The sequence below is a fragment of the Paraburkholderia lebeckiae genome (genome assembly GCF_050436325.1).
Lineage (GTDB): Bacteria > Pseudomonadota > Gammaproteobacteria > Burkholderiales > Burkholderiaceae > Paraburkholderia > Paraburkholderia tuberum.
Window position 1 is genome coordinate 85,382 of record NZ_JBNDLZ010000001.1, and the last position, 22,339, is coordinate 107,720.

17 protein-coding genes and 3 pseudogenes are annotated in these 22,339 nt (G+C 60.9%); 6 read left to right on the plus strand and 14 right to left on the minus strand.

The window, feature by feature from the left end; genetic code table 11:
• Nucleotides 1–12 precede the first annotated feature (12 nt).
• The 6 genes and pseudogenes from OKW44_RS00385 to OKW44_RS00410 form a co-directional block, all read right to left on the minus strand.
• On the minus strand, nt 13–1,665 hold the full coding sequence (locus tag OKW44_RS00385; RefSeq protein ID WP_018420405.1) for a nickel ABC transporter substrate-binding protein: 1,653 nt from the start codon (nt 1,663–1,665) through the stop codon (nt 13–15).
• Nucleotides 1,666–1,783: 118 nt separating this feature from the next.
• Nucleotides 1,784–2,923 carry a porin gene (locus OKW44_RS00390; RefSeq protein ID WP_018420404.1) on the minus strand — a complete coding sequence of 380 codons (1,140 nt, stop codon included), beginning with the start codon at nt 2,921–2,923 and terminating at the stop codon, nt 1,784–1,786.
• A 38-nt stretch (nt 2,924–2,961) separates the two neighbouring features.
• Nucleotides 2,962–3,306 carry a DUF3088 domain-containing protein gene (locus tag OKW44_RS00395; RefSeq protein ID WP_018420403.1) on the minus strand — a complete coding sequence of 115 codons (345 nt, stop codon included), beginning with the start codon at nt 3,304–3,306 and terminating at the stop codon, nt 2,962–2,964.
• A gap of 79 nt (nt 3,307–3,385) precedes the next feature.
• Complete coding sequence (locus OKW44_RS00400; RefSeq protein WP_026225776.1) at nt 3,386–4,891, minus strand: PepSY domain-containing protein; 1,506 nt, start codon at nt 4,889–4,891, stop codon at nt 3,386–3,388.
• 201 nt (nt 4,892–5,092) lie between these two features.
• A pseudogene (gene hutH / locus OKW44_RS00405) lies at nt 5,093–6,616 on the minus strand (histidine ammonia-lyase).
• A gap of 68 nt (nt 6,617–6,684) precedes the next feature.
• Nucleotides 6,685–7,629, minus strand: coding sequence for a PDR/VanB family oxidoreductase (locus tag OKW44_RS00410; protein WP_018420401.1), 945 nt, complete (start codon nt 7,627–7,629; stop codon nt 6,685–6,687).
• Between the two features lie 137 nt (nt 7,630–7,766).
• On the opposite strand from OKW44_RS00410, the gene ftrA reads away from it, so the two are divergent.
• The 6 genes and pseudogenes from ftrA (at nt 7,767) to OKW44_RS00440 (ending at nt 12,567) form a co-directional block, all read left to right on the plus strand.
• Nucleotides 7,767–8,747, plus strand: coding sequence for a transcriptional regulator FtrA (ftrA, locus tag OKW44_RS00415; RefSeq protein WP_026225775.1), 981 nt, complete (start codon nt 7,767–7,769; stop codon nt 8,745–8,747).
• A gap of 585 nt (nt 8,748–9,332) precedes the next feature.
• On the plus strand, nt 9,333–9,980 hold the full coding sequence (locus tag OKW44_RS00420) for a hypothetical protein (RefSeq protein ID WP_018420399.1): 648 nt from the start codon (nt 9,333–9,335) through the stop codon (nt 9,978–9,980).
• Nucleotides 9,981–10,691: 711 nt separating this feature from the next.
• Nucleotides 10,692–10,973 carry a reverse transcriptase family protein gene (locus OKW44_RS00425; protein WP_239499069.1) on the plus strand — a complete coding sequence of 94 codons (282 nt, stop codon included), beginning with the start codon at nt 10,692–10,694 and terminating at the stop codon, nt 10,971–10,973.
• Nucleotides 10,974–11,037: 64 nt separating this feature from the next.
• Nucleotides 11,038–11,298, plus strand: a pseudogene (locus tag OKW44_RS00430) (transposase); the annotation flags it as partial.
• 232 nt (nt 11,299–11,530) lie between these two features.
• A complete protein-coding gene (locus OKW44_RS00435) occupies nt 11,531–12,046 on the plus strand; it encodes an IS110 family transposase (protein WP_018420397.1) in 516 nt (171 codons plus the stop codon).
• Nucleotides 12,047–12,054: 8 nt separating this feature from the next.
• Nucleotides 12,055–12,567 carry a reverse transcriptase domain-containing protein gene (locus tag OKW44_RS00440; protein ID WP_280785299.1) on the plus strand — a complete coding sequence of 171 codons (513 nt, stop codon included), beginning with the start codon at nt 12,055–12,057 and terminating at the stop codon, nt 12,565–12,567.
• On the opposite strand, the pseudogene OKW44_RS00445 reads toward OKW44_RS00440, so the two are convergent.
• The 8 genes and pseudogenes from OKW44_RS00445 to OKW44_RS00480 all read right to left on the minus strand — a co-directional run.
• A pseudogene (locus OKW44_RS00445) lies at nt 12,524–12,996 on the minus strand (Tn3 family transposase); the annotation flags it as partial. The gene OKW44_RS00440 and the pseudogene OKW44_RS00445 sit on opposite strands and share 44 nt — an antisense overlap.
• A 487-nt stretch (nt 12,997–13,483) precedes the next feature.
• Nucleotides 13,484–13,837: a DedA family protein gene (locus OKW44_RS00450; protein ID WP_018420396.1), complete on the minus strand. Its 354-nt coding sequence runs from the start codon at nt 13,835–13,837 to the stop codon at nt 13,484–13,486.
• 271 nt (nt 13,838–14,108) lie between these two features.
• Nucleotides 14,109–17,228, minus strand: a complete 3,120-nt coding sequence (locus tag OKW44_RS00455; RefSeq protein ID WP_018420395.1) for an efflux RND transporter permease subunit — start codon at nt 17,226–17,228, stop codon at nt 14,109–14,111.
• A gap of 39 nt (nt 17,229–17,267) precedes the next feature.
• Nucleotides 17,268–18,332 (minus strand): RND family efflux transporter, encoded by a 1,065-nt coding sequence (locus OKW44_RS00460; RefSeq protein WP_018420394.1) that lies wholly within the window; start codon nt 18,330–18,332, stop codon nt 17,268–17,270.
• Entirely contained in the window at nt 18,329–19,720 is a 1,392-nt protein-coding gene (locus tag OKW44_RS00465; RefSeq protein ID WP_018420393.1) for a TolC family protein, read from the minus strand. Before OKW44_RS00465 ends, OKW44_RS00460 begins: the two co-directional genes overlap by 4 nt.
• 165 nt (nt 19,721–19,885) lie before the next feature.
• A complete protein-coding gene (locus OKW44_RS00470) occupies nt 19,886–20,173 on the minus strand; it encodes a hypothetical protein (RefSeq protein WP_018420392.1) in 288 nt (95 codons plus the stop codon).
• Between the two features lie 104 nt (nt 20,174–20,277).
• Entirely contained in the window at nt 20,278–21,585 is a 1,308-nt protein-coding gene (locus OKW44_RS00475; RefSeq protein ID WP_026225773.1) for a sensor histidine kinase, read from the minus strand.
• Entirely contained in the window at nt 21,569–22,258 is a 690-nt protein-coding gene (locus OKW44_RS00480; RefSeq protein WP_018420390.1) for a response regulator transcription factor, read from the minus strand. The genes OKW44_RS00475 and OKW44_RS00480 overlap by 17 nt, the downstream gene beginning before the upstream one ends.
• Nucleotides 22,259–22,339: the final 81 nt, after the last annotated feature.

The following is a 22,339-nucleotide window of genomic DNA, read 5'->3' on the forward strand; positions in this document are numbered from 1 at the left end:
AATGTGGCTGCCTCACTGATTCAGAGAGAGCCCCGACACAGGCATGTCGTACTCGGTAGGAGGCAAAACAAAACCCTTCACGCGTTTGTTGTATGCCCACAAACGCTGCGGATAGACGAGTGGGCAGATGGCGGCGTTCTGGCTCATCCAGTCATAGATCTTCTGGACTTTGGCCTTCCTGTCCTCTCCCGTTGCTAACAAGGCTGACTGGATGACTCCATCCAGTTCCTTCGAAACAAATATCTTTCCGTCCGGACCGCTGTCGGCAGTCGAAACCAGCATCGCAGACAGTGTGCCGTGAGGATCATAAGGCGCTGCATAGGTGGTAAAGAAAGCCAGGTCGTAGTCGAACTTCTGCCGGCGATCGTGATAGGTCGCATCATCAAGAGAAGAGACGCTCACCGTGATGCCCAAATCGGAGAGCTGGCCGAGAATCAGCTCGGAAAGGCGACGGGCACCCGGAAGAACCTGATCCGACGCGAGCAGGTCCAGTGTCAGTTCCTTGCCGTCCTTCCGTCTCGTGCTCCCGGATCTGACCCATCCCGCTTCGTCCAGCAGCTTGCTAGCAGTTGCGACGTCGCGTACGGGTACCGGTTGACGTTTGCCTGCATCGGGAATGGTTGGTGGGAAAAGGTTGCTCGCGGGGTCTGCATACCCTTGATAAAGAATCTTCGCGATCGACGCGCGGTCAAGCCCCAGGTTGATTGCCCGACGAACCCTAACATCTGCAAGTGGCCCGCGGGTATTGTTGAAGCCCAATAACACCGTCGAAACACCCGGTGCGGCAAATACCCCAACCCCCGGGTCAGTAACCAGAGCCTTGGCGCGATTCGGCAGAAGGGGTGCGACCCACTCACCGCCGATAATGTCGAGGTCGCCGGCACGCAGGGCATTTACTCGTGAAAGCTCATCAGGAACGACTGATAGCTCTATCCTGCTGAACGACGGTTTGACGCCCCAGTAGTCATCGTTTCGGACAAGCACGGTCCTGCTTTTGCCATTTTCGACGACCTTCCAGGCACCGGTGCCGATCGGCGCGGTTTGCTTTCCTTTGGCATCTACCGATTTTGGTGATAGGAACCGGACTGGACGCACGATTGAGAGTTCAGCCAGAGCAACGGGGACAGGAGCCTTGAGGAGTATCTTCAGCGTATAGGGTCCTGTCACCTCCATTTTCTGAAAGTTGTCGGATACCCCGATCCACGAGAAGTCACTCTTGCCGATCCAGCGCGCGAAATTCCATTCAGCCGCCTTCGCATCAAAGGGCGTGCCGTCGCTAAAGCCCACGTTCTTGCGCAGTTGAAAAGTGATGCTCTTTCCGTCCGCCGCCAACTCCCACTTCTCGGCCAGGCCCGGCTCGAGCTTACCTCCCGCACCATAGCGTACGAGTCCATCAAAAACCAGTCCGTATGCACTCAACGCCGATTCGTTCTGCAGCAGGTCAAGATTGCCGGCCTCCTGTGCCAGTGCAATATGCAAGGTTTGCGTATCCTTCGCGAACGTCGGAATCGCAGCCTGCAGGGACATCAGCAGCGACACGCAGACGAGTCCTGTCTTGCGGAGAGTGGTAGACATCACGATCTCTTTGTTCAAATGTAGAAACTCGGGGAGGCGAATGTAGATCTTTGCGGTGCGTTGACCCAAAGTTTCACGATTGATCGCCATTTCATTAGATAAGGGATACTAATCTTTACGATTGCTTCCGCAATACATCAATCTACCTCCCACGCTTCAGAAAAATCCTGCGCAAATCGTCCAATGCGTCGGTACGAACAGGCTGGCGTCAGAATTTGTGTTTCAGGCCTGCGACAACCAGAATCTGCTTGTTGGTCGAGGAAGCCTGGTCCAGTTCCGCGATCTCCGCATTCGTTGCGTCGCCTGCCGCACGCTGGTAGATACCGACCAGATATACCGCAGTACGCTTTGAGAGGAAATAGTTCGCGCCCAGCGCAGCTTCATGGAATTTCGGAGTCTGAGTCCCGGACGCCAGATTGCTCTTGCCTGTCGTATACGTGTATGCCAATCCCAACAGCAACGCAGGGGTCAGCTGGTATTGCCCGTTGATCTCGTAGTTGTCAAGGTGAAGACTGGTCTGGTCGAAGTAAGCGAGCTTGACGTTGGTATACACCGCGCCCAGAGTCGCCTTTCCTATCGTATAACCCCCGCCTGCGGCGATCACAGTCTGTGACGAGACGGCGGCTCCAGATTGCGGGCTGGTGTAGAGCGTCCCGCCATAGTCACCGCTCACCGCGCCGCTTGTGTTACTCGAAGCGCCCGGGTTATTCAGCTTCAGGTAGCCGGCGGCAAGATTGAGCGGTCCATTCGTGTATGTCGCGGCGGCACTGTATGCACGGTTGTTGGAAAATCCTGATCCCGTGTTGTTGCCTGCCTGGTTACTGAAGCCATACAATGCCTCGAATTGCAGCCCGGCATACATCGGACTGACGTACTTAGCCGCGTTGTTTATGCGGAACGAGCCGTCAAGATTGTCCGCATCGCCGATATGCGCGAAGTAATCCGTAGCCCATTGATTCTGCGCAGACAACCCGCTGACCATATCGACAAGCGGATCGTACTGGCGGCCGAGCGTCAGTGTGCCGAACTTTGAATCCGACAGGCCCACGTAAGCCTGTCGGCCAAACTCCCGGCCACCTTGGCCCATGCGCCCGGTATAGCCATTAAAGCCGCCTTCGAGCGTAAACACTGCTTTCAGGCCGGCGCCCAGATCTTCGGAGCCCTTCAAACCCCAGCGATTGCCGAACAGGTTCGCAGTCGAGGCCTGCCATGCATGGGCACCACCAATGTTGCTGACGTACGCGATGCCGTTGTCGATAATGCCGTACAGCGTCACGCTGCTCTGCGCGTGTGCTGAGGCGGTGATACCGCCGATCGCAATGGCTGCGAGGATGTGCCGGGTCTGCATGGAAGGCCTCTTCGTAAATAACACAGGTTGGTTTGTTGTCAGGCGGGACGCGCCACACCGTACTGCGACGACAGGTATCGACGGATATCGTCGGGCGAATCGATAAAGCGGGTCTGGTTGTGGACACGAATCTCCACACCGTCGTCGAGGGGTACCCGCCCCGTGCTGAGCACCAGCACGGGGGCAGACTGATTCGCCTCGCCGATCAACTCGATAATCGCCATGCGAGGCCGGGGAGCATCGATGTATTCAATGTCGATTTCACTGCGTAGCTGCGGGAAGAAACCAAGCAGGCCTTCAACTGCAACGGAATCGCCACAGTAAAATGGACCGTCCGAGCCTTGGAAAAAACCGGGGCGAAGCATAAATAGCTTGTCTTTCACTTTCTCTCTCACTGCGGGGGGAAATTGATGGCCGATGCGCGTCCCTTGGCTTGTGCATCGGCGACAGGAAAACGCGTGACTACCTCTTTTGACTCGACAGTTTGCGCACCAGTCGCTTCCAGCCGATCGTTACGCTCGTGGCGCTAAACGCGAAACCGAGCGCCAGCAGAATGAGCATCAGTGGCTTCCAGATCACGTTGTTTGACAGGAACGGAAAGTCGAGTGTGTGAAGACCAAAGTAGAGCCAGCGATAGGCGCGGCGGCTGGTATCCATCACCTCGATAACCTGGCCGGTAACCGGATTGACATATACCGCCGAGTTCCGGTCGTCGTGGACCACGACGCGCACGCCGTCGCCACCAATGCCATCGCTGCTACGCAGACGGGCGTAGATGTCATCCGCAGGAATCGATGTCGGAGCATCTACCTTGATGCCAGGCCATGCGGCGCGCACGGCGGCGAAAATATCCGTGTCAGCGAAAGAGTCCGATGGAATCGCCGCGCTTCCAACCTTCAGGACCTTCGGCCCGGTGCCTGCGCCACGGGCGACCACGTAAGGCTTGCCGTTAAGGGCCGCGATCTCGATCTCTGAGGCAGGCAGCATGCGACGAAGAAGATCCGGCGATACTTTCTTTGCAGCATCCAATGTTGAAATGCCGGTGTAGGCCGCAGCTTCTGCGTCGCTCATGTCGCCGGTCGAAAAAAGGCGTCCATGGTCCATCGACAGCCAGCCGCTAAAAATCCACGTGAAGACGAAACCTGCAACGACAAGACCGCCAACGTGATGCCAATTCATCCAGCCGCGATATGGCGTCATGCCACCACGCCCTGACTTAACCTGGTTGCGCCAGCGCACGATGCCCAGCCAGATGCCGGCAATCGTTACCGCCACGCCCACTAGCGAGAGCCACCACACGGTGCGATCCCATGTGACCCAGTTCTTACGCAGTACCGTCGGATAGATCCAGTGCAGGACGGCTCCGACGTAGTTCCACGAACGCTCGAAATGCGTGGACCGCTGGATCACTTCTCCGGAGCGCTGGGAAACGTAGAGTTGCGTGCCGGCCTCGTCCGCCAGGCTGACGCGATAAAGCGGACGATATCGGTCAAAGCGATGATGCACCACCCACTGATCGTAATCGAACGGCTCCGAAACGCTCAGCACCGGCGTCTGCGCAAAGTGCCCGGCAATCGCTTTCGCTTCTACGGGCGATATTCCGTCGATTCGCTTGCCCGTTGACGCCGAGACCACCGCCTGCGGGCCTTTAGGCGGATTGATCACGTACATCGCCTGGCCGGCAACTTCCAGCAATCGCACTCGCGCCGGATTTTCTATACCAGCAGCAGAAACAGCCGCAGCGGGAGCAACGGAAATCTGGTCGGCCCGAAGCGCCTCGATATGCGATATGCGTGCACCGTCGCCCAGAAACGGATACGGAACAAACATCATCACCGCGCCAGTCGCAAACCACATTGCAAAGAACAGACACAGAAGAATGCCGACCCAGCGGTGCCCAATGACGAGCGCCCTGAGGAAGTTCAGGCGCGACTTTGGGCGCGCCGCAGGACTAGCTGTTGTACTCATAAAAGCTCCTCTTGATCGCGCCGCGGCGCGGGCCGTATCAGCTCCTTCGGTTGTCGGACCGCGAGCCACAGATCACAGGGTAAGTAGCGGATATTGAACGCACTAGTGGCACAAATGACGTTTTGCGTAAAGATCGTGCCAAACTTAGGGGCGTGGCGATATTGTGTTGTTGTGTCAGCACTTCTGCTAAACGTTTTACTTCTATCCTTCAGAGTAAAACCGGTATGGGCTGTGCGTGGCGATGGTGCCGCTTTGCACGAGGTGCGTGACAGCCGCGATATCCGGTCCGAAGTAGTGCTCGAGCTCGTAGTGCGCGACGTCCTTGCGCACCGCGTCCATCACCTTCTGCAGGCTTGGGCTGGTCTTGTGCGGCGCGCGCAGATCGACGCCTTGCGCGGCGGCGAGCAACTCGATCGACAGAATGTTCGCGGTGTTTTCGGCAATGTCACCGAGCTTGCGCGCGGCGAACGTCGCCATCGACACGTGGTCTTCCTGGTTCGCGGAAGTGGGCAGCGAATCGACCGAGGCCGGATGCGCGAGCGTCTTGTTTTCCGAGGCGAGCCTGCAGCGGTCACGTGAGCGATCATGAAGCCAGAATTCACACCGCCGTCGCGTACGAGGAACGGCGGCAGGCCCGACAGCGTGGCGTCGATCAGCAACGCGATGCGGCGTTCGGCCAGCGCGCCGATTTCGGCGGCGGCAAGCGCGAGGTTGTCGGCGGCGAACGCGACCGGCTCGGCGTGGAAGTTGCCGCCCGACAGCACTTCGCCGGTGTCCGGGAAAATCAGCGGATTGTCGGAAACCGCGTTGGCTTCCAGCAGCAGCACGTCGGCCGCGTGGCGCATCTGATCCAGACACGCGCCCATCACTTGCGGCTGGCAGCGCAGGCTGTACGGGGTCCTGCACCTTGTCGCAGTCGGCGTGCGAGACGTTGATGCCCGAGCCTTGCAGCAGCAAGCGGTAGGCCGCCGCTGCCTCGATCTGGCCTTGGTGGCCGCGCAATTCGTGAATACGCGCGTCGAACGGCTTCACCGAACCCATTGCCGCGTCCACCGACAGGGCGCCCCGCACCAGCGCGGTGCGGTACAGATCTTCGATCGCGAACATGTTGTACAACGCGAGCGCGGTCGAAGCCTGCGTGCCGTTCAGCAGCGCGAGACCTTCCTTGGCTTGCAGCGTGAGCGGCTTGAGGCCGACGAGCGCGAGGCCTTCGGTGGCCGGCACGCGCTCGCCCTTCGCGAACACTTCGCCGACGCCGAGCAGCACTGCGGACATATGCGCGAGCGACGCGAGGTCGCCCGATGCGCCGACCGAACCCTTGACCGGGATCACCGGTAGCACGTCGGCGTTATACAGCGTGATCAGCGCTTCCATCACTTCGCGGCGGACGCCCGAGTGACCGCGGCCAAGGCTCGATAGCTTCAACGCGATCAGCAGACGCACGACCGGACGCGACATCGGCTCACCCACGCCGACCGCGTGCGAGAGCACAAGGTTCCGCTGCAGCAGTTCGAGCTGATCATGCGGGATATGGGTGCTGGCGAGCCGGCCGAAACCCGTGTTGATGCCGTAGGCCGGCTCACCCTTCGCGGCGATGTCGGCAACCGCCTGCGCGCAGGCGTCAATGGCGGCATGGCTGGCGGGATCGAGTCGCAGCGAACCGGACTCCCGTGTGACACGGCGCAGTTGCGGCAACGTCAGATGGCCGGGCAATAGACAAATCATCGTGAAGCTCCTGGCAGACGGCGACTGGAGGTCTCGTATTGATGGAGGAAAGCCTGAAGAATTTCGGCTTAAAGATCGAGCACCAACACTTGCGATTTCGAGCGTGAGCAGCAGGGCAGAAAACGGTCGTTCGCCTTACGTTCTCTACCTGTCAGGTATGTATCCCGGTGATCAGGCTCCCCCTCGAGGACTGTGGTCAGGCAGGTGCCGCACGTGCCTTCTTCGCATGACACAGGAATCCGTACGCCTGCGTCGACCAGCGCGTCAATGACCCGTTGGTTCGGACAAACCTGAATCGTCCTGCCGCTGCGTGCAAGCTTGATCGCGAAGCCCCCTTTGACACCGACCAACGCTGGCTGCGCGGCAAAGTATTCCCGATGCACCGTCGTGTCATCCCAACCGGACGCGTTTGCGGCGTTCAGACAGGTTTCAATAAGTCCGCCAGGACCGCACACATACAGATGCCTGGTGGGATGAGGCGCGCCGAGCGCCTCCGCCAGGTTCAGCGTCGCTGACCCGGCGTCGCTATCGAAATAGAGGTGCGAGTGGTCAATGAGGTCCATCTGGACAAAGCGCTCGCGAAAGGCAGCGCGTGCGCGATCACGTGCGCAGTAGTGCACTTCAAACGATGCCCCGATCCTTGCCAGGAACTGGGCCATGCACAGAATCGGCGTCACGCCGATGCCGCCGGCTATCAGGATCGAATGCTTTGCCCTTCCGTCCAGAGGAAAATGGTTTTTTGGCTCGCTGATTTCAATCTCGTCGCCTTCGACAAGCGCATGCATCGCGCGAGATCCACCGCGCGATGCCGCCTCGCGAAGCACGCCGAGAACGTAACGCCGGGTGTCGCGCGGGTCGTTACATAGCGAATATTGGCGAATCAGATCGCCCAGGAACACGTCGATATGGGCACCGGGGGAAAACGCTGGCAATGCTTCCCCACCGGCGAGCCCAAGATGAAACTCGCAGATGCCTTCTGCGGCATCGACCTTCCGAACAAGCTTCACTTTCATCAGATCTACTCCCGTACGGACAGATTTCGCAGCGCACTCAACGGATATTTTGAAGTTCTTGCGAGACGTAGAGTAGATAGGGCAAAATTCAGGCGACAGTGGCATCAATGACTATTTGCGTCCATATCGTGCCAAATATGAAATCACAAGCTTCTGCAAATGCGGGACTGGTTGCCGTTGTCGTGTATGACGGTCTGAGCCTGTTTGAATACGGCTGTGCCGTTGAAGTTTTCGGACTGCCAAGACCAGAAATGGGTGACGCCTGGTATCGCTTCGCGACCTGTGCAGCCGAATCCGGAATGTTGCGCGGTTCGGGCGGCATTCAGGTGCAGGCTGACGGCGGTCTTGAACTTCTGGCCAAGGCGAAGACCATCATCGTCCCAGGATGGCGCGGGATCGAAGAACCCGTCCCGCCGGGACTTTGTCGCGCGTTGAAAAAGGCAAACAAACGCGGGGCACGAGTCATGTCAATCTGTACAGGAGCGTTTGTATTAGCCGCAGCAGGGCTGCTCGACGGAAAGAGTGCGACTACGCACTGGCGTCACGCAGCAGCACTCGCGACACGATATCCGGAAGTCCAGGTGGAAGCGGATGTGCTCTACGTCGATGCCGGCGATGTCCTCACTTCCGCGGGAAGTGCGGCGGGAATCGATCTGTGCCTCCACCTGATTAGGCGTGATCTTGGCCCACGCGCGGCAAATCAGGTCGCACGCCGACTTGTCATGCCGCCACACCGCGAAGGCGGGCAGGCACAATATATCGACGAACCAGTCGCAAGGCGTAGCGGCTCCGCGCTGGCACCTCTGGTGGACGCGGTGCGCGCAACATTGGACGAAGACTGGTCGATTGTGAGAATGGCCGCGCAAACTGCAATGAGCGCCCGTACCTTTCAGCGGCACTTTGTAAGTACGATGGGCATGCCGCCGGGGGAGTGGCTGCTCACGGAGCGTATGGGCCGAGCCAGGGAGTTGCTCGAAGAGACGGGTTTATCCGTGGACAAAATCGCAGTGCAGGTCGGATTTGGTGCTGCGGCAACGTTGCGCAATCATTTCCGGACCCGACTTGGAACCAGCCCCGGATATTATCGGCGACGGTTCAACGCGTCCGAGACACACTAATTTGGTCAGGTAACTTTGCGTCGCTACACTAACTTCGCGGAAACGACGTGGTGGAACCGCCTCGTCCAGATACGCGACCGACACAAGTACCTCGTATTTCGATGCGGAACCAGCCGGCCGACCTTCGGCGGGCGTAGACCAATCAATGGTCGTCCGGGTCGTCAGCACAGCATCTCCTGAATCCCCGACGTTGTCGGCTCAACAAGCTGGGTCAATCGGCTTTCCTTGGAGGGAAGGTGCCGCTCACAGCAGATGATTGAAGAGGTCGATTGCTTCGCTGGCTCAGCGCAGTATCGCGACTTCCTTCCCGGTTTCGACATCCTCGTACGGCCGTTGTACCTCGTGAGCGGTCGATCGAGCCAACAAGGTGTGAGGCCGATTCCGAATTGCAGCGGACGTTCGCACTCGCACAGACATGATCCTGCGGGCGATCGCGAACACTGTGTCGGTCTTACGATTCCATCGGTATCATCTGAGATAAGCGAAGGCAACGATTACGGGGACCATAATCGGACACCAGTCATCGCCACCGCTCGCCCTTCGCCGAGAACGTGGTGAAAAAACTTTCAACACTTAGGAGAGTCCATGCGTCATTTTCGATTTATTGCGCTTGCGACCATCGGGATGATTTTTAGTCATGCTGTCCTTGCTATGAACTTCGGAACTTTCAAGAAGGCCGATAAAGGCGAGCAAGAGCGTCAGGCGCTAAATGCAACCTACAGCCTGGGAAGTCGACCGGGTTTTAGCGCAAATCGGACTAGCACTTGCATGAGCTTGTTAGACAAGGGCGCTGGCAGTTACGCCAGGACTATTGCCGACCGGGCACTAGCGGAAGCTCATGCTGACGGCGAAGATGTCGCGCCCGTTCTCGTAGCTACCTTCACAAAAGTGTGCAAATTTCTTAACGTCAATGTGCAGGAGACGGCTGATGACGTTGCCCAAGCGCACCGGTTCGACAATCTCACGTTCGGGCAGTTTCGCGCGCTTAGCCAAAATGAGCGATACGCGGCTTTCGTTGCGGCCAATGTATCGTTGCTCCACAACACCAAGAGTTTTAATGAAAATGCGTACCTAAGCTGTCAGCAAGCAGCAGGCGGCGGAAGTAAGTTCGCCGACTTTGTAATGCGCAACATATTTGGCAGCAGTTCCGACGACAGTCGTTTTTTTGATGACTTCGCCTCACAAGCTATCAATCTTTGCCAACAAAACGGATTTCGGGTTGTTGAGTTTTGAAGAATGACAGACACGACCTTAGTTGGATGGATTGACGAGATAGTCGACACCTTGGCCGGTATCCGTCTGCACCGCCTGATGTACCCGAGAAATTAACCATTTGCTCCGATCGGCGAATGTCCGGCCCACGACGCTTTGCCGTCGCCCGCTATTCATAGGCGGTGGACCGTTTCGGGTGTGCGCCGTGAAAAGGTGGCGCTTTCCAGCGGGTGCAAGCCCCGCCCGGCAAATGCTCCAGCCGGAAGCAACCGGAGCAGCTATGGAGGCAACGAAATGGCTGAAGCCTTCGGTGATGCGTGTCACAAATTGGTGACAGCGCGAGTGTGCAGGCCGTAACGCGAGTGAACGCCGAGCAAACCTCGAAAAGGTCGATGCGCAGGCCGACCCGACAACCCTATCGGGGAAGGCTGATACGGCTGGGCGAATGAGCAGGCTGGACGCCCAGTCGCTGCGCCGGGGTAGTGGCGACAGCATGTACACAAGGAAAGCGTACGCAACACGGGAAGTCCCTCGGCGTGGTCAGGGATGACCAACCGGACGCCCGTGAGGGACAGGCCGGGCGCCTTGGGATGACGGAGAGGCCCGTAGTACCGCTGAAGCCGGGTAATGCCGGTGGAGGGAAGGGGCCTCAGTTCAAGACGAACGCAATACGTAGTGAGGACGTGGAGATTGGGCAACCTATCAACTCCGATTCGTGTTCAGAAGCTGCAGATGGCGTTACACGCGAAAGCGAAGGCAGAAGCCGGGTATCGCTTCTACGCGCTGTACGACAAGATCTATCGCGAGGATGTGCTGGCGCATGCGTACGCCCAGTGTCGCTCGAACAGGGGCGCGCCGGGTGTCGACCGGCAGGACTTCGCGGATGTTGAGGCGTATGGGGTGCAGAAGTGGCTCGGCGAACTGGCGCTTGCGCTCAGGCAGGAGAATTACCGGCCGGACCCTATCAGAAGAGTGTTTATCCCGAAGGCCAATGGCAAGTTGAGGCCACTGTGATGGTCTAATTTCCTCGGACAGGTCGATAGGAGGACAATCCTGAATCGACGAGGAAAAACAATAGATGACAAGAAGGCGCCGACAATTTGACGCCAGCTTCAAGCTGGAAGTGGTACGGATGATACGAGACCAGGGTTTATCGGTCGGTGAAGTCAGCCGGTCGATGGACCTTGTTGAGACAGCCGTACGGCGGTGGGTGGCGCAGTACGATGCGGAACGTGCCGGCGGCCCCGGTGAGGGCAAACCGCTGACGGCGGAACAGCAGCGCATCCGGCAACTTGAAGCTGAGAACCGGCAATTGCGAGAGGACAACGCGCTGCTAAAAAACATCCAAAGGGCCATGCCCTCCCCAAGGAGCAGAAACTCCGGGCAAGTCCTACACTGGCCACGCTGAAGGGAGCGGCCGTCCGCTTACTGGTGACTCATCCCGTTAAAAAACATGGTCCAGGGACCGATGCGGACCCGGCATTGGTGACACCGTGAGGTGATCCCGTTCAGGAAAGTGATAGATACCGCAGTCCCGCCCTTTGGCACTTCCATGACCAGGAGGGCCAGACATGGCACAGCCCAAACCGAGGCGAACCGTCGCTCGCCGCACCGATATGTCCGTTGTCAATCGGCACGCCGCAGGCATCGATGTCGGCGCACAGTTTCACGTGGTCGCGGTTGGACCCGAATGCGCCGAGGACCCAGTGCGTTCGTTCCGCAGCTTCACCGCCGATCTTCACGAACTTGCCAGGTGGCTCAGGCAGGTCAAGGTCACGACTGTCGTGATGGAATCGACCGGGATTTACTGGCTTCCCGTGTTCGAAATCCTCGAGTCTTATGGTTTCGAGGTGTTGCTGGTCAACGCCCGGGAGGCAAAGAGCGTACCGGGCCGCAAGAGCGATGTGAACGATGCCCAGTGGCTGCAGAAGCTGCACCGGTACCGTACGCCTGCATTCGACTTTGGGCTATCTGTCGCCCGCTGCCTACGAGGCGAAACCGACAGTGAAAGAACCTATCGGCCTGTCCGAAATAACTTGACCACTACACACTGGGCATCTCGACCTTGCGAGATCGGGTGTGCATGACAGCAGCAATGCTGGTGCTCGAACCGATCTTCGAAGCGGACCTTCCATCAGAGCAGTACGCTTACCGCCCGGGGCGCAACGCCCAGCAAGCGGTGACCGAGGTGGAGGAACGGCTGCATAGAGGGCAAACGGACGTTGTTGACGCCGACCTCGCGGACTACTTCGGAAGTATTCCTCACGCCGACTTGATGTTGTCGCTCGCGCGACGCATCGTTGATCGGCGGGTGCTGCATCTGATCAGGATGTGGCTGGAATGCCCCGTTGAAGAAACCGATAACCGAGGCCGGAAGACACGTACGACGGAGGCCAGGGACAGCAGACGTGGCATTCCGCAAGGATCACCCATCTCACCTTTACTGGCAAATATGTATATGCGCCGGTTTGTGCTGGCATGGAAGAAGCTTGGACTTCAGCGCAGTCTTGGCAGTCGCATCGTGACCTATGCGGACGATCTTGTGATCCTGTGCAAGCGGGGTAACCATCGAGGATGTAGACGGCTTCGTGCACGCCGCACGGGATGAAGTGGCTGAACAGCGCGATGTACTTGTCCGACACGTGGTAGTAGCCGATGCCGCCATAGCCACCGTACCGGATGTGATATTCGGACAGCAGATTCTGCTCGTAGAGGTTCCACTTCGTGCCATCGGCCGACACGCGCTTGCCGGAACCCCAGAATTTCGGCAACGCGAACTGGTTGTACGCGTTGCGGTCTGGCTCGGCCCGAGATTGCACCCATAGCAGAACAGCGTCGTGATGAAGCGTTTGCGCGGATCGTCGATCTTCGCCTCGAAGCCCGACAACGGGCCGAACAGCTTATGCAGATCGAGCCACTGTTCGGTTTCGGTCAGGATGTCCAGAATGCTAACCGGCCGCATTGACGCGGTGATGGCCTGATCGATGAGCGTCTTGTTCGGTGGGTCGGGCTTTTTCTCGAGCTTGTGGAGAATGAGAATGTCGCATTGCCGCTGGGCAACAGAGTATGGTCAGCGCCCGCTTGCCACATGAACGGGCGCACATAACCATTCCAGGGTGAGATCACAGGACTCAATGCTGCCGCAACACCGACCGTGACAATCCACCAGGCCGCCGTGCGCCAGCATCGCCGCACGACGAGCCATATCAGGACGCCAGCGGTCACGAACAGACCCACGCCGTAGGTACTGAACCCGGCAATTCCTGCCATCACGTAATCGGTTGGCGCTGTCCGCAAGGTCTGCAGGAAGCTGTAAAGTGCCGTGTCAGCCCGAACCAGCGGATCATGAGCGACCACGTCCTGCAGGATGCCGAGAAACAGCCACACACTGCCAATGAAGAGCAGCGCGAAAACCAGGAGTGTCTGCGAATCTGGCCTGGCCGGGTCGACGAAGCGCGATAACCGGTCCGCCAGGCGTGGATGCCGCTGACTCAGGCGCCGAACAGCCAGCTGGCTGGCAGTCTTCAGAGGGGAGCGCCGCGCTCAATGGCGAAACGCGTCAGCCTGACGACAAACCAGAGCAGCCCCGCCAGCAGGAGCAGCATCGCCGCGAGGCGGCCGCTGACTGCCTCGGCCAGTTGTGCCGATGCGCCGAACAGGATTCCCGGGCCGATATGCGCGGGTGACCACAGCACCGCTGAGCCGGCGTTGATCGGATAAAACGTGCGCCGCGGCATGCGCGCCGCGCCGACCACAAGTGGCACGACCGCGCGCACGGGCGCGAAGAATCTGGCCAACACGATACTTTTCCTGCCGTGCTGGTGCACGAAGCGCTCGCCACGTTCGTACGCCGCTTCGTGCCCCTGGCCACCCACCATGCGCGTACCTCGTCGTGATAGCGGCGGCCGAGCTCGTAGCTGATCCCGTCGCCGGCCACCGCGCCGAGTGCGGCGACAGCGAGCGTGACCCATCCGTTCAGCGCGCCGGCCCCGATCAATGCGCCGGCGACAAACATCACGATGCCTGCCGGGACGAGCGTACCCACGACCGCCAACGACTCCGCGCAGGCGACGCCGAAGACAATCGCGAGCACAAGATGCGGATGGGTACTGATGCTGGTGAGCCATGCGTGCATGTGCGTCCCGGTTCTTATCCGTTCGATGACGCGGCCAGCGGCTCGGCCAGCGTGTCGCGCTCGAAGCGGCCATAACGCAGGGCGAGCGTGGGCAGCACGATGAGGTTCAGCACGGTGGAGGTAATCAACCCGCCCAGAATCACGATCGCCATCGGCCCCTCGATCTCGTTGCCGGCCGCGCCGCTCGTCAGCGCTAGCGGCAGCAGCGCCAGTCCGGTCACGAGCGCGGTCATCAGGATCGGCACCAGCCGCTCGGACGCGCCAAGCACTGCGGTGTCGGCACCCCAGGGCATTTCGTCGACATGCACCAGGTGTTCGTAATGGCTGATCAGCATGATGGAGTTGCGCAGCGAAATGCCGAACAGCGTCACGAAACCCACCATGCCACCTAGCGACAGGTCACCGCCGGTCAGCACCACGCTCAGCACTCCGCCCACCAGTGCGAACGGCAGATTGACCATCACCAGCACCACCCCACGACGACTTTTCATCGCCAGGAACAGCAGCAGTGCGATGCCCACTGCAGACATTGCGCCATACACAAGCAGGTCGTGCTGCGACTGCGCTCGCGCCTCACTTTCGCCGGAGAACACCGCGTAGGTGCCCGGCGGCATCGCGATCTCGCGATTCACGCGCGCCTGCGCCTCACTGACGAAATCGCTTACTGCGCGGCTGCCGAGATTCACGGACACGCTCTGCATGCGTCGCCCGCCGTCATGGGTGATCTGATACCGGCCGGAGACCTGGCCGATGGTTGCCAGCTCGCGCAAGGGGACGGCCAGCCCGTCCGGATTGCGCAGCATCAGCGAACCGATATCGCCGAGGGCCTTGCGCGCCCCGGGTGTGAGAATCACGGTAACGTCATAGGTGCGGTTGCCTTCATGGGTTTGCGTGACAGTGGCGCCCTGGTAGGCGCTTTGAATCGCATCGAGTACTTCGACCGGCCTGAAGCCCCAGCGGCTCAACTGGTCGGGCTTGAGTTTGACGTCCAGCTCGGGGATGCCCGGAGGCGATTCCACCCGCACGCTCGCTGCGCCGCGGATCGTCCCGAGTAACCTGGCAATGTCCTGCGCCTTGCGGTCGATGACATCGAGGTTGTCGCCGAACACATTGACGACGACGGGCGCGGTCGCCCCCGAAATTGTCTCGTCGATGCGCTCGACGAGGAACGTGTTGACCGACGTGGTCAGCCCGGGGAATCGCGAGAGCGTGTCCTGGATGCGACGAAGGGCCGCGCTCTGCCCTGATGCGCCCATCGGCGCGAGTTCGACCTCGAACTCGCTCAGTTGCACACCGACGGGATCGACCACCTCGTTGGCGCGGCCAGCGCGTTGCGCGACGTAGCGCACGCCCGGCACGTGCATCAATGCCTGCGAGACCTGCGTGCCGATGCGCATCGACTCGGCAAGCGATGTCCCTGGCGCCAGCCCCATATGCACGATGTAGTGGCCCTCGCGCAGTTCCGGGATGAAGTTACCGCTCATGAACGGCAGCGATGCCAGTGCCGCGACGCACATCAGCGCGACAACCACCATGACGGTCTTCACGCGCTGCTCGACCGCCATCAGCAGTGCGGTATAGCGCCCCTTGAGGCTCACAATCAGGCGTGGCTCGTGCGCCGGCAGCGGGCCGCGTGTGAGGAGGGCGAGCGCCATCGCGGGCGTGAGCGTCAGTGCCACGCCGAGCGAGGCCAGCACCGCAAGGATGTACGCAATGCCGAGTGGCGCGAACAACCGGCCTGCGACGCCTGAAAGCGTAAGCACCGGCAGGAAGACCAGCATCACGATGAAGGTGGCGAACACCACCGCGCTACGTACTTCGAGCGAGGCACGCAGCACGACGCGAAACGCTGGCAACGGGGTTGGCCGGGCGCGATTCTCACGCAGCCGCCTGTAAATGTTCTCGACGTCGATGATCGCGTCGTCGACCACTTCGCCGAGTGCGATCGCGAGGCCGCCAAGCGTCATCGTGTTCAGACTCACGCCGAACGCGCTCAGCACGATGATTGCGACAAGCAGCGAAAGCGGGATTGCAACAGCTGAAATGACGGCAGTGCGAACGTTGAGCAGGAAGAGGAACAGCACCGCGATCACCAGCAACGCGCCGACCAGCAACGCGGTGCGCAGGTGGCCAACCGCCACGTCGATGAAGTTGGCTGGCCGGAACACATTCTTGCGCAACTCGATGCCTTGCTTCGCGAGGACCGGCTGGAGTGCAGCCAGCGTTTTCTCGATATCGTTCGTGACGGCAAGCGTGTTGGTGCCGTACTGGCTTTCCATGACCAGCATCACACCGGGCTGGCCCATGATCGAGGCCGCGCCGACAGCGGGGGCGCTACCCCAGGTGACGGTGGCGACGTCACCGAGGCGGACCGCCGCGCCGTTGCTCCAGCGCAGCACGACGCCGGCGAGCTTGCCAGGCGTCGTGATCTGGCCGTCTACGTTGACCGCAATGCGCTGATTCGCGTTCTCGATGAACCCCGCGCCTCGCACGCCGGTCGACAGGCGTGCGGCGGCAATCACGTCCTGGATCGACAGGCCGTAACGCATCAGCCGGGCCGGATCGACCTGAATCTGCAACTGGCGCGTTTCGCCGCCGAACACGATCGCATCGGCCACGCCCGGCACGCTCAGCAGCTGCGGCTTGACCGTCCACTGCGCGATGTCGTACAGGTCCATCAGCGAGCGGGTCTTTGACGTCAGGCCGATAGTGCGCACCACACTCGTCGTCGTCGTGAGCGGCAGCAGCCGTGGCGGAAGCACGCCTGCCGGCAGCGTCGCGGCCAGCGCGTTCACGCGCTCGGACACCAGTTGCCGGGCCTGCATCACATTGGCGTGCGCGTCGAACACAAGCGTGACTGCGGACAGGCCCTGCAGCGACTTCGAGCGCATCGACTGCAGCCCGACCATCCCGCCAAGCGCGTTTTCGACCGGCTGCGTGATGAGCGTCTCGACCTGTTCGCTCGTCAGCCCCGGCGCTTCGGTTTGCACGATGCTCATGGGCGGTGCGAACTCGGGAAACACGTCGAGCTTCGCGCGCGTCAGCGTATAGACACCGTAGCCGGCCAGGAGCAGGGCCAGCGCGTAAATGACGCCGCGAAAGCGCAGCGAAAAACGGATGATCGCGTTGAGCATGAGCAGTGGTTAGGTTCGTGTTATGCAGAGCAGCCCTGGTCAGTCATCACATTCGGGCGGATCCTTGCAAGCCGTCGCAATGCCCTGCGGCTTCAGCTCCTCTGAGAGCAGCAACTGCGCGCCTTGCGTCACGACGGCGTCGCCGGCGTGAAAGCCGCTGGTCGCGACGAATCCCTGGTCGTTCTCGTTGGCAGCCGGCACATAGCGCCGCGTGAAGCGATCAGGTGCGGTGCGCACGTAGGCCCACGGCTGTCCGCCATACCACACGACGGCACGCTCCGGAATCACGAGCGCAGACGTGCTCTGGTTCGATGAAGGCACGTGCGCCGTCGTCCGGGTTCCAACCGGCAGCGCGCGTCCGGCCGCGTAGAACCACGGGCTGCCCTGGACTGCCGGGTCTCCCTGTGGCGACGCCGAGAGCTTTTGCGCCGACACTCTCTGGTCGTCCGGCGCATCGACCGTGATGCGCGCGGGCGCGTCTTCCCTGTCGTCGGCGGGTAGCGTAACGCGCAGCACGACGGCGCGGCCGCCCAGCAGGCGCTGGAACAGCCCGGACTGCGGCGCCATCGCGGCACGCGTCAAGGCGTCGCCGAATTGCTGCCGCAGTGTCGCGGTCAGCGCGCTCTGTGCCGCGTCGGCTGACTGCAGCTTCGCCTGGGCGGCCTGCATGACCGCCTGTGCGTCCTGCAGGCTCTTTTGCGAGATGTTGCGATCATCGGCGAACAGCACGCGACTGCGTTCATACTGCGCATGCGACGCGGCAGCCTGCTCCCGCGCGCTGTCTCGATCCGCGAGCGCAGCAGCCAGCCGGTTGCGCAGATCGAACAGCGGCTGCAGATCGACCACGGTCGCGTACGCGCTGCTCTCGGGCTGCACAGGTACAGCCGCAAGTGGCACAACCTCGATGTGGCTGGCGCGCTGCACGTCGGCGCCGACTACCACTACCGTTTCGCCGTTCACGGTTTGCACGGTGGGCTGAGATGCTGCCTGCACCGGCGTGCTCCGCGCGGGCGGGCTCGCGTAGAGGGACTGATAGATGTACCAGCACGCACCGGCAAGCAATGCCAGCGTGAAGGCGCAAAACAGGAATAGACGGTGTTTCATCGCTGTATCTCCTGTTCGGTCACGGTTGCATTTGCGATGTCAGGTGTGAGCGGGCGTTGCATTGCGTCTTCGAGTGCGCCGGCCGCCTGCTGTGCCGCCAACACGGCATCCAGATGGGCAATCGCGCTCGCCTGGTAGTCCGCTCTCGCCTGCGTCACTGAGAGACGGTCCGTATTGCCAGTATCGAAGCTGGCCGTCTGGCTGTTCAGCTGCTTGCGTGCAGCGGCCCGATGAGCCGCCGACAACTGGACTGCGTCGAGGCGCGCCTGATAGCGTGCAAGCGCATGGTCGAGGTCGCCGAGGATGGTGTCCTGCAACGCCGCCGTGCGCGCGGCGGCCTCCTTGCGCTTCGCCTCGGCTTGGGCGATGCCCCCCTGGTTCTGATCGAAGACCGGCAGAGTAATACCGGCGAGCCCGAACGCAATCTTGTTTGTACCAGTGTCATACGTATAGCCCGGGCCCAGGTGGATGTCCGGATATTGCTTTGCGACTTCGAGCTGTAAGGCAGATTCGTCGCCCGCATATTCGGCGAGCGACGCAAGCAGATCGGTACGATGGAGAATCGCCTCGCGCCGCGCGTCCGCGATGGGCGGTGCCGGCGGTTCATCGCCGGGCGCGTCGAGTTCGAGCTGGGCTGCGTCGAGTGTCGCGACTGGCACGCCGATCGCTGCAGCGAGCTGCGCGCGCGCATCCTGCTCCCCACTGCGCGCCCCGGCGAGGTCTGCCTGCGCCTGGGTTGACGCCAGCACCGCAGCATCGACGTCCGGTCCCGCGTTCTCGCCGACCGCGCGTCGCCTGGTCACCATCTCGACGATCTGCTGCTGCGCATCGGACTTGCTCGACAGGAATGCTACGCGCTGCTGCGCGGCGTACAGAGATAGCAGCGCATTGCGCACCTGGGCGCGCACCTTCCATGCTTCGCTGGCAAGATTCAGACGCGCGACTTCCGACAGGTGCGACGCCTGGTCGATGCGGTAGCCGCGCTTGTGGGCGGTCTCGATCGGAATGTCCAGTGACGGACCGGTCACGTAGGGCCCACCCGGTCCAGGATTAGGCGTCGCGTACTGGAACGGCAGTTGCAGCACCGGGTTCGGAATCGCTCCGGCGACGTCGATGCCTGCTCTCGCGGTGCCCCACTGGGCACGCGCGATATCGAGCGCCGGACTGTAGTACCAGGCCGCCGCCGTCAGCATCTCGCGGTTCCAATGCACGGGCGGCCACGGCTCAACGTCGTGCCCGAGCGCGCGCACCAGATAGGTATGCAGATCGGTGCTTGCAAGCGAACGCTCCTCGAACTGCTGGACAAGCTGGGCCGGCGCGACCGGCTGGGCGTGATAGGTCGCGCAGCCGGACAGCACCGCGCAAATAGCTAGCAACGCTCGGCGCATAGGGGCATCCATAGGGGTTCATTGCCGACCGGTACGGCGGCTTCAGGCTCGGATATTACGCAACCGGTTGTGAAGTTTTCGTCAAGAAGCGCGAACCGATCGGCGCTGCGAGCGGGTCATGCTGCGTTGACGACCTCGAGGCCAGTGCAGCATGCGTCGGTGAGCCTAGTGATGCGCGAAGAGTGTCTGGCCCGATGGCTGCGAAAGCGGGGCGCCTGCCTGAAAGTTCCCGGTTACTGGTGCTCCATAGCCGGAAGCGTCACAAGCCGTCCCGGACATCCTCGCCGGGGCGGGATAGTAATTTTTGGATTGACGAATCGGCGCCTGTTGCCCGGCACAGCCCAACTGGGACTGAACCCCGGCACGCGTGAGTTCATGAGTTTGCTGGGCAAACGAAAGCGAGGGGACAATCGTGATTGACGCGACGACCAGCGCGGCGATAAGCGATTTCATGGCGAGCTCCTTCACGGAGAGGTGAATGTGCTTTCCAGAGGTTCATGGAAAGGCCCATGACCCCATGCTACGCAGCGGGCCGTGAAGTTTTCGTCAAGGCGACGTCAATTTTTTGTGAAGTCAGGCGAAATGCGATTCGAGGGCGGCAACCGGAGCGAGACGCAGGTGCCTTTGCCCGGCTCGCTGTCGATCTGGATCGACCACCTGTAGCGGTCACAGATCTTCCTGACGATCGACAGGCCGATGCCGAAGCCCTGCGCGGCAGCGTCTGCCATGCCCGACCGATAATACCGGTCGAACACCCGCGGCAGCGCATCTGAAGGAATGCCACGGCCGGTGTCCCTGATCTGAAGCAAGCCGTCCATATAGGCGAAACTGACGTTGCCGCTGTCCGTGTAGCTGATCGCGTTGTCGACCAGGTTCGACATCACGAGCGCCAGTGCGGACCGATCGGCTTCAACGTACAGACCACGATTGACATCGATCCGTGCCTCGATATCCTTGGCTTTCAGTGTTGCTGAAACCGCATCGAGCGCGTCCTCTATCGCGCTGACGAGCCGCACCGGTCCCACCGCGGCGGGCGAGTCTTCGCGCGCAAGCAGTAGCAACGCGTTGACCAGATCTTTCATGTTGTCGGCCGCGCGCTCGATCTGTCGCAGGCGCGTCCGTGACTTTGCGCCGATCGAGTCGTCGTGCTCGAGGAGTTCGCAACTGGTCTTGATCGCGGTGAGTGGCGTGCGCAGTTCATGACTGACGTTACCGGTGAACTCCTTCTCCCGCTCGACCATGTCAGCCATGCGCCGGTGATAATCGTTGAAGGCGTCGACCAGTTCAACGACCTCGGCCTCATCATATTTTCCCGGGTTGATCGACGCCGATCCACCGAGCCGCAGTGTCTTGACCTGCTGCGCAAGGCCAGCCACCTGCCGGACCAGCATGCCGGACAACCAGAAGGCACACCAGATCGTTAGCAGTGCGAACACGCCAGTGCCTGCCATCAGCGCATTGATTACCTGCTTGAAACGCTGTTCGTAGGCGCTGAAATTGTAGACGCGATATAGCCGGGTCCCGCCAAATGACACGATCGCGACGTGGATTTCCCGTTCATCGAGAATGATCTCGTGCGTGCCGAACGGAAGGTTCCTGACTGATGCCGGTAACGCGTAATGTGGGCTGTCAGCTGCCGACAGGTACCCGTTCAAGTGCACGTCGAAAGGCGGTAGCAACGCAGGATCGCTACGGTAGGACTGCATCACATTGACCAGGTCGTCGTGAATGAGCGCGGTAATCAGTCGTTCTTCCTGCGCTTCCGCAAGCGTCTTGACGCCAAGTGCCTGGGCGACGAGCAGTATGATCGTCAGCGCCGAGAAGAACAGCGCAACCTTGATGCGAAGGCTACGACGCGTTTGCATCGCCCACCGCGAGCCGGTAGCCGAGACCATGGACCGTTTCGATCAGATCGTCCTCGCCGCGCGCGGTGAGCGCGCGCCGCAGCGTGTAGACATGCGCCCGCAGCGTATCGCTGTCGGGCAACTGTTCGCCCCAGATTTGCGTTTCGAGCTCAACGCGACCGAACACGCGGTTGGGTGACTGCATCAGGATGCGCAGGAGATGCAGGCACTTCGGGGGCAGCTTGAGCGGCCGACCGGCCCGTTCGACAGTGAGCGTGGCCAGTTCGAAACGCAGGTCCGCGCACCGTAGCTCGGACTGCGTCACCTGGCCGTTGTAGCGCTTGATCAGCGCAGCGAGGCGCGCGCCCACTTCCTTGAGCGAAAACGGCTTGACAAGGTAGTCGTCCGCACCCTGCCCGAACCCCTGCAGCTTGCCGTCCAGCGTATCTCTTGCGGTCACCATCAGAACCGGCGTGTCCTGATGCGCTTCTTCGCGCAGCTTGCGGCAAATCGTCAGGCCGTCCATGCCCGGCAACGAGAGGTCGAGCAGAATCGCATCCCAATGCTGTGTAGTGGCCAGTTCGAGGCCCATGACCCCATCGGTCGCGATGTCCGTCTCGTAGCCGGCGCTCTCCAGATAGTCATAGAGGTTGGTCCCGATATCTGCGTCGTCTTCGATAATCAATATCTTCATCGCGTGGCCTTCCGGGCGAACGGGTGTAGAACTCGCGGCCATCTTTACCCACGATCGCCACGTCGATGAGCTGGCAGGCGC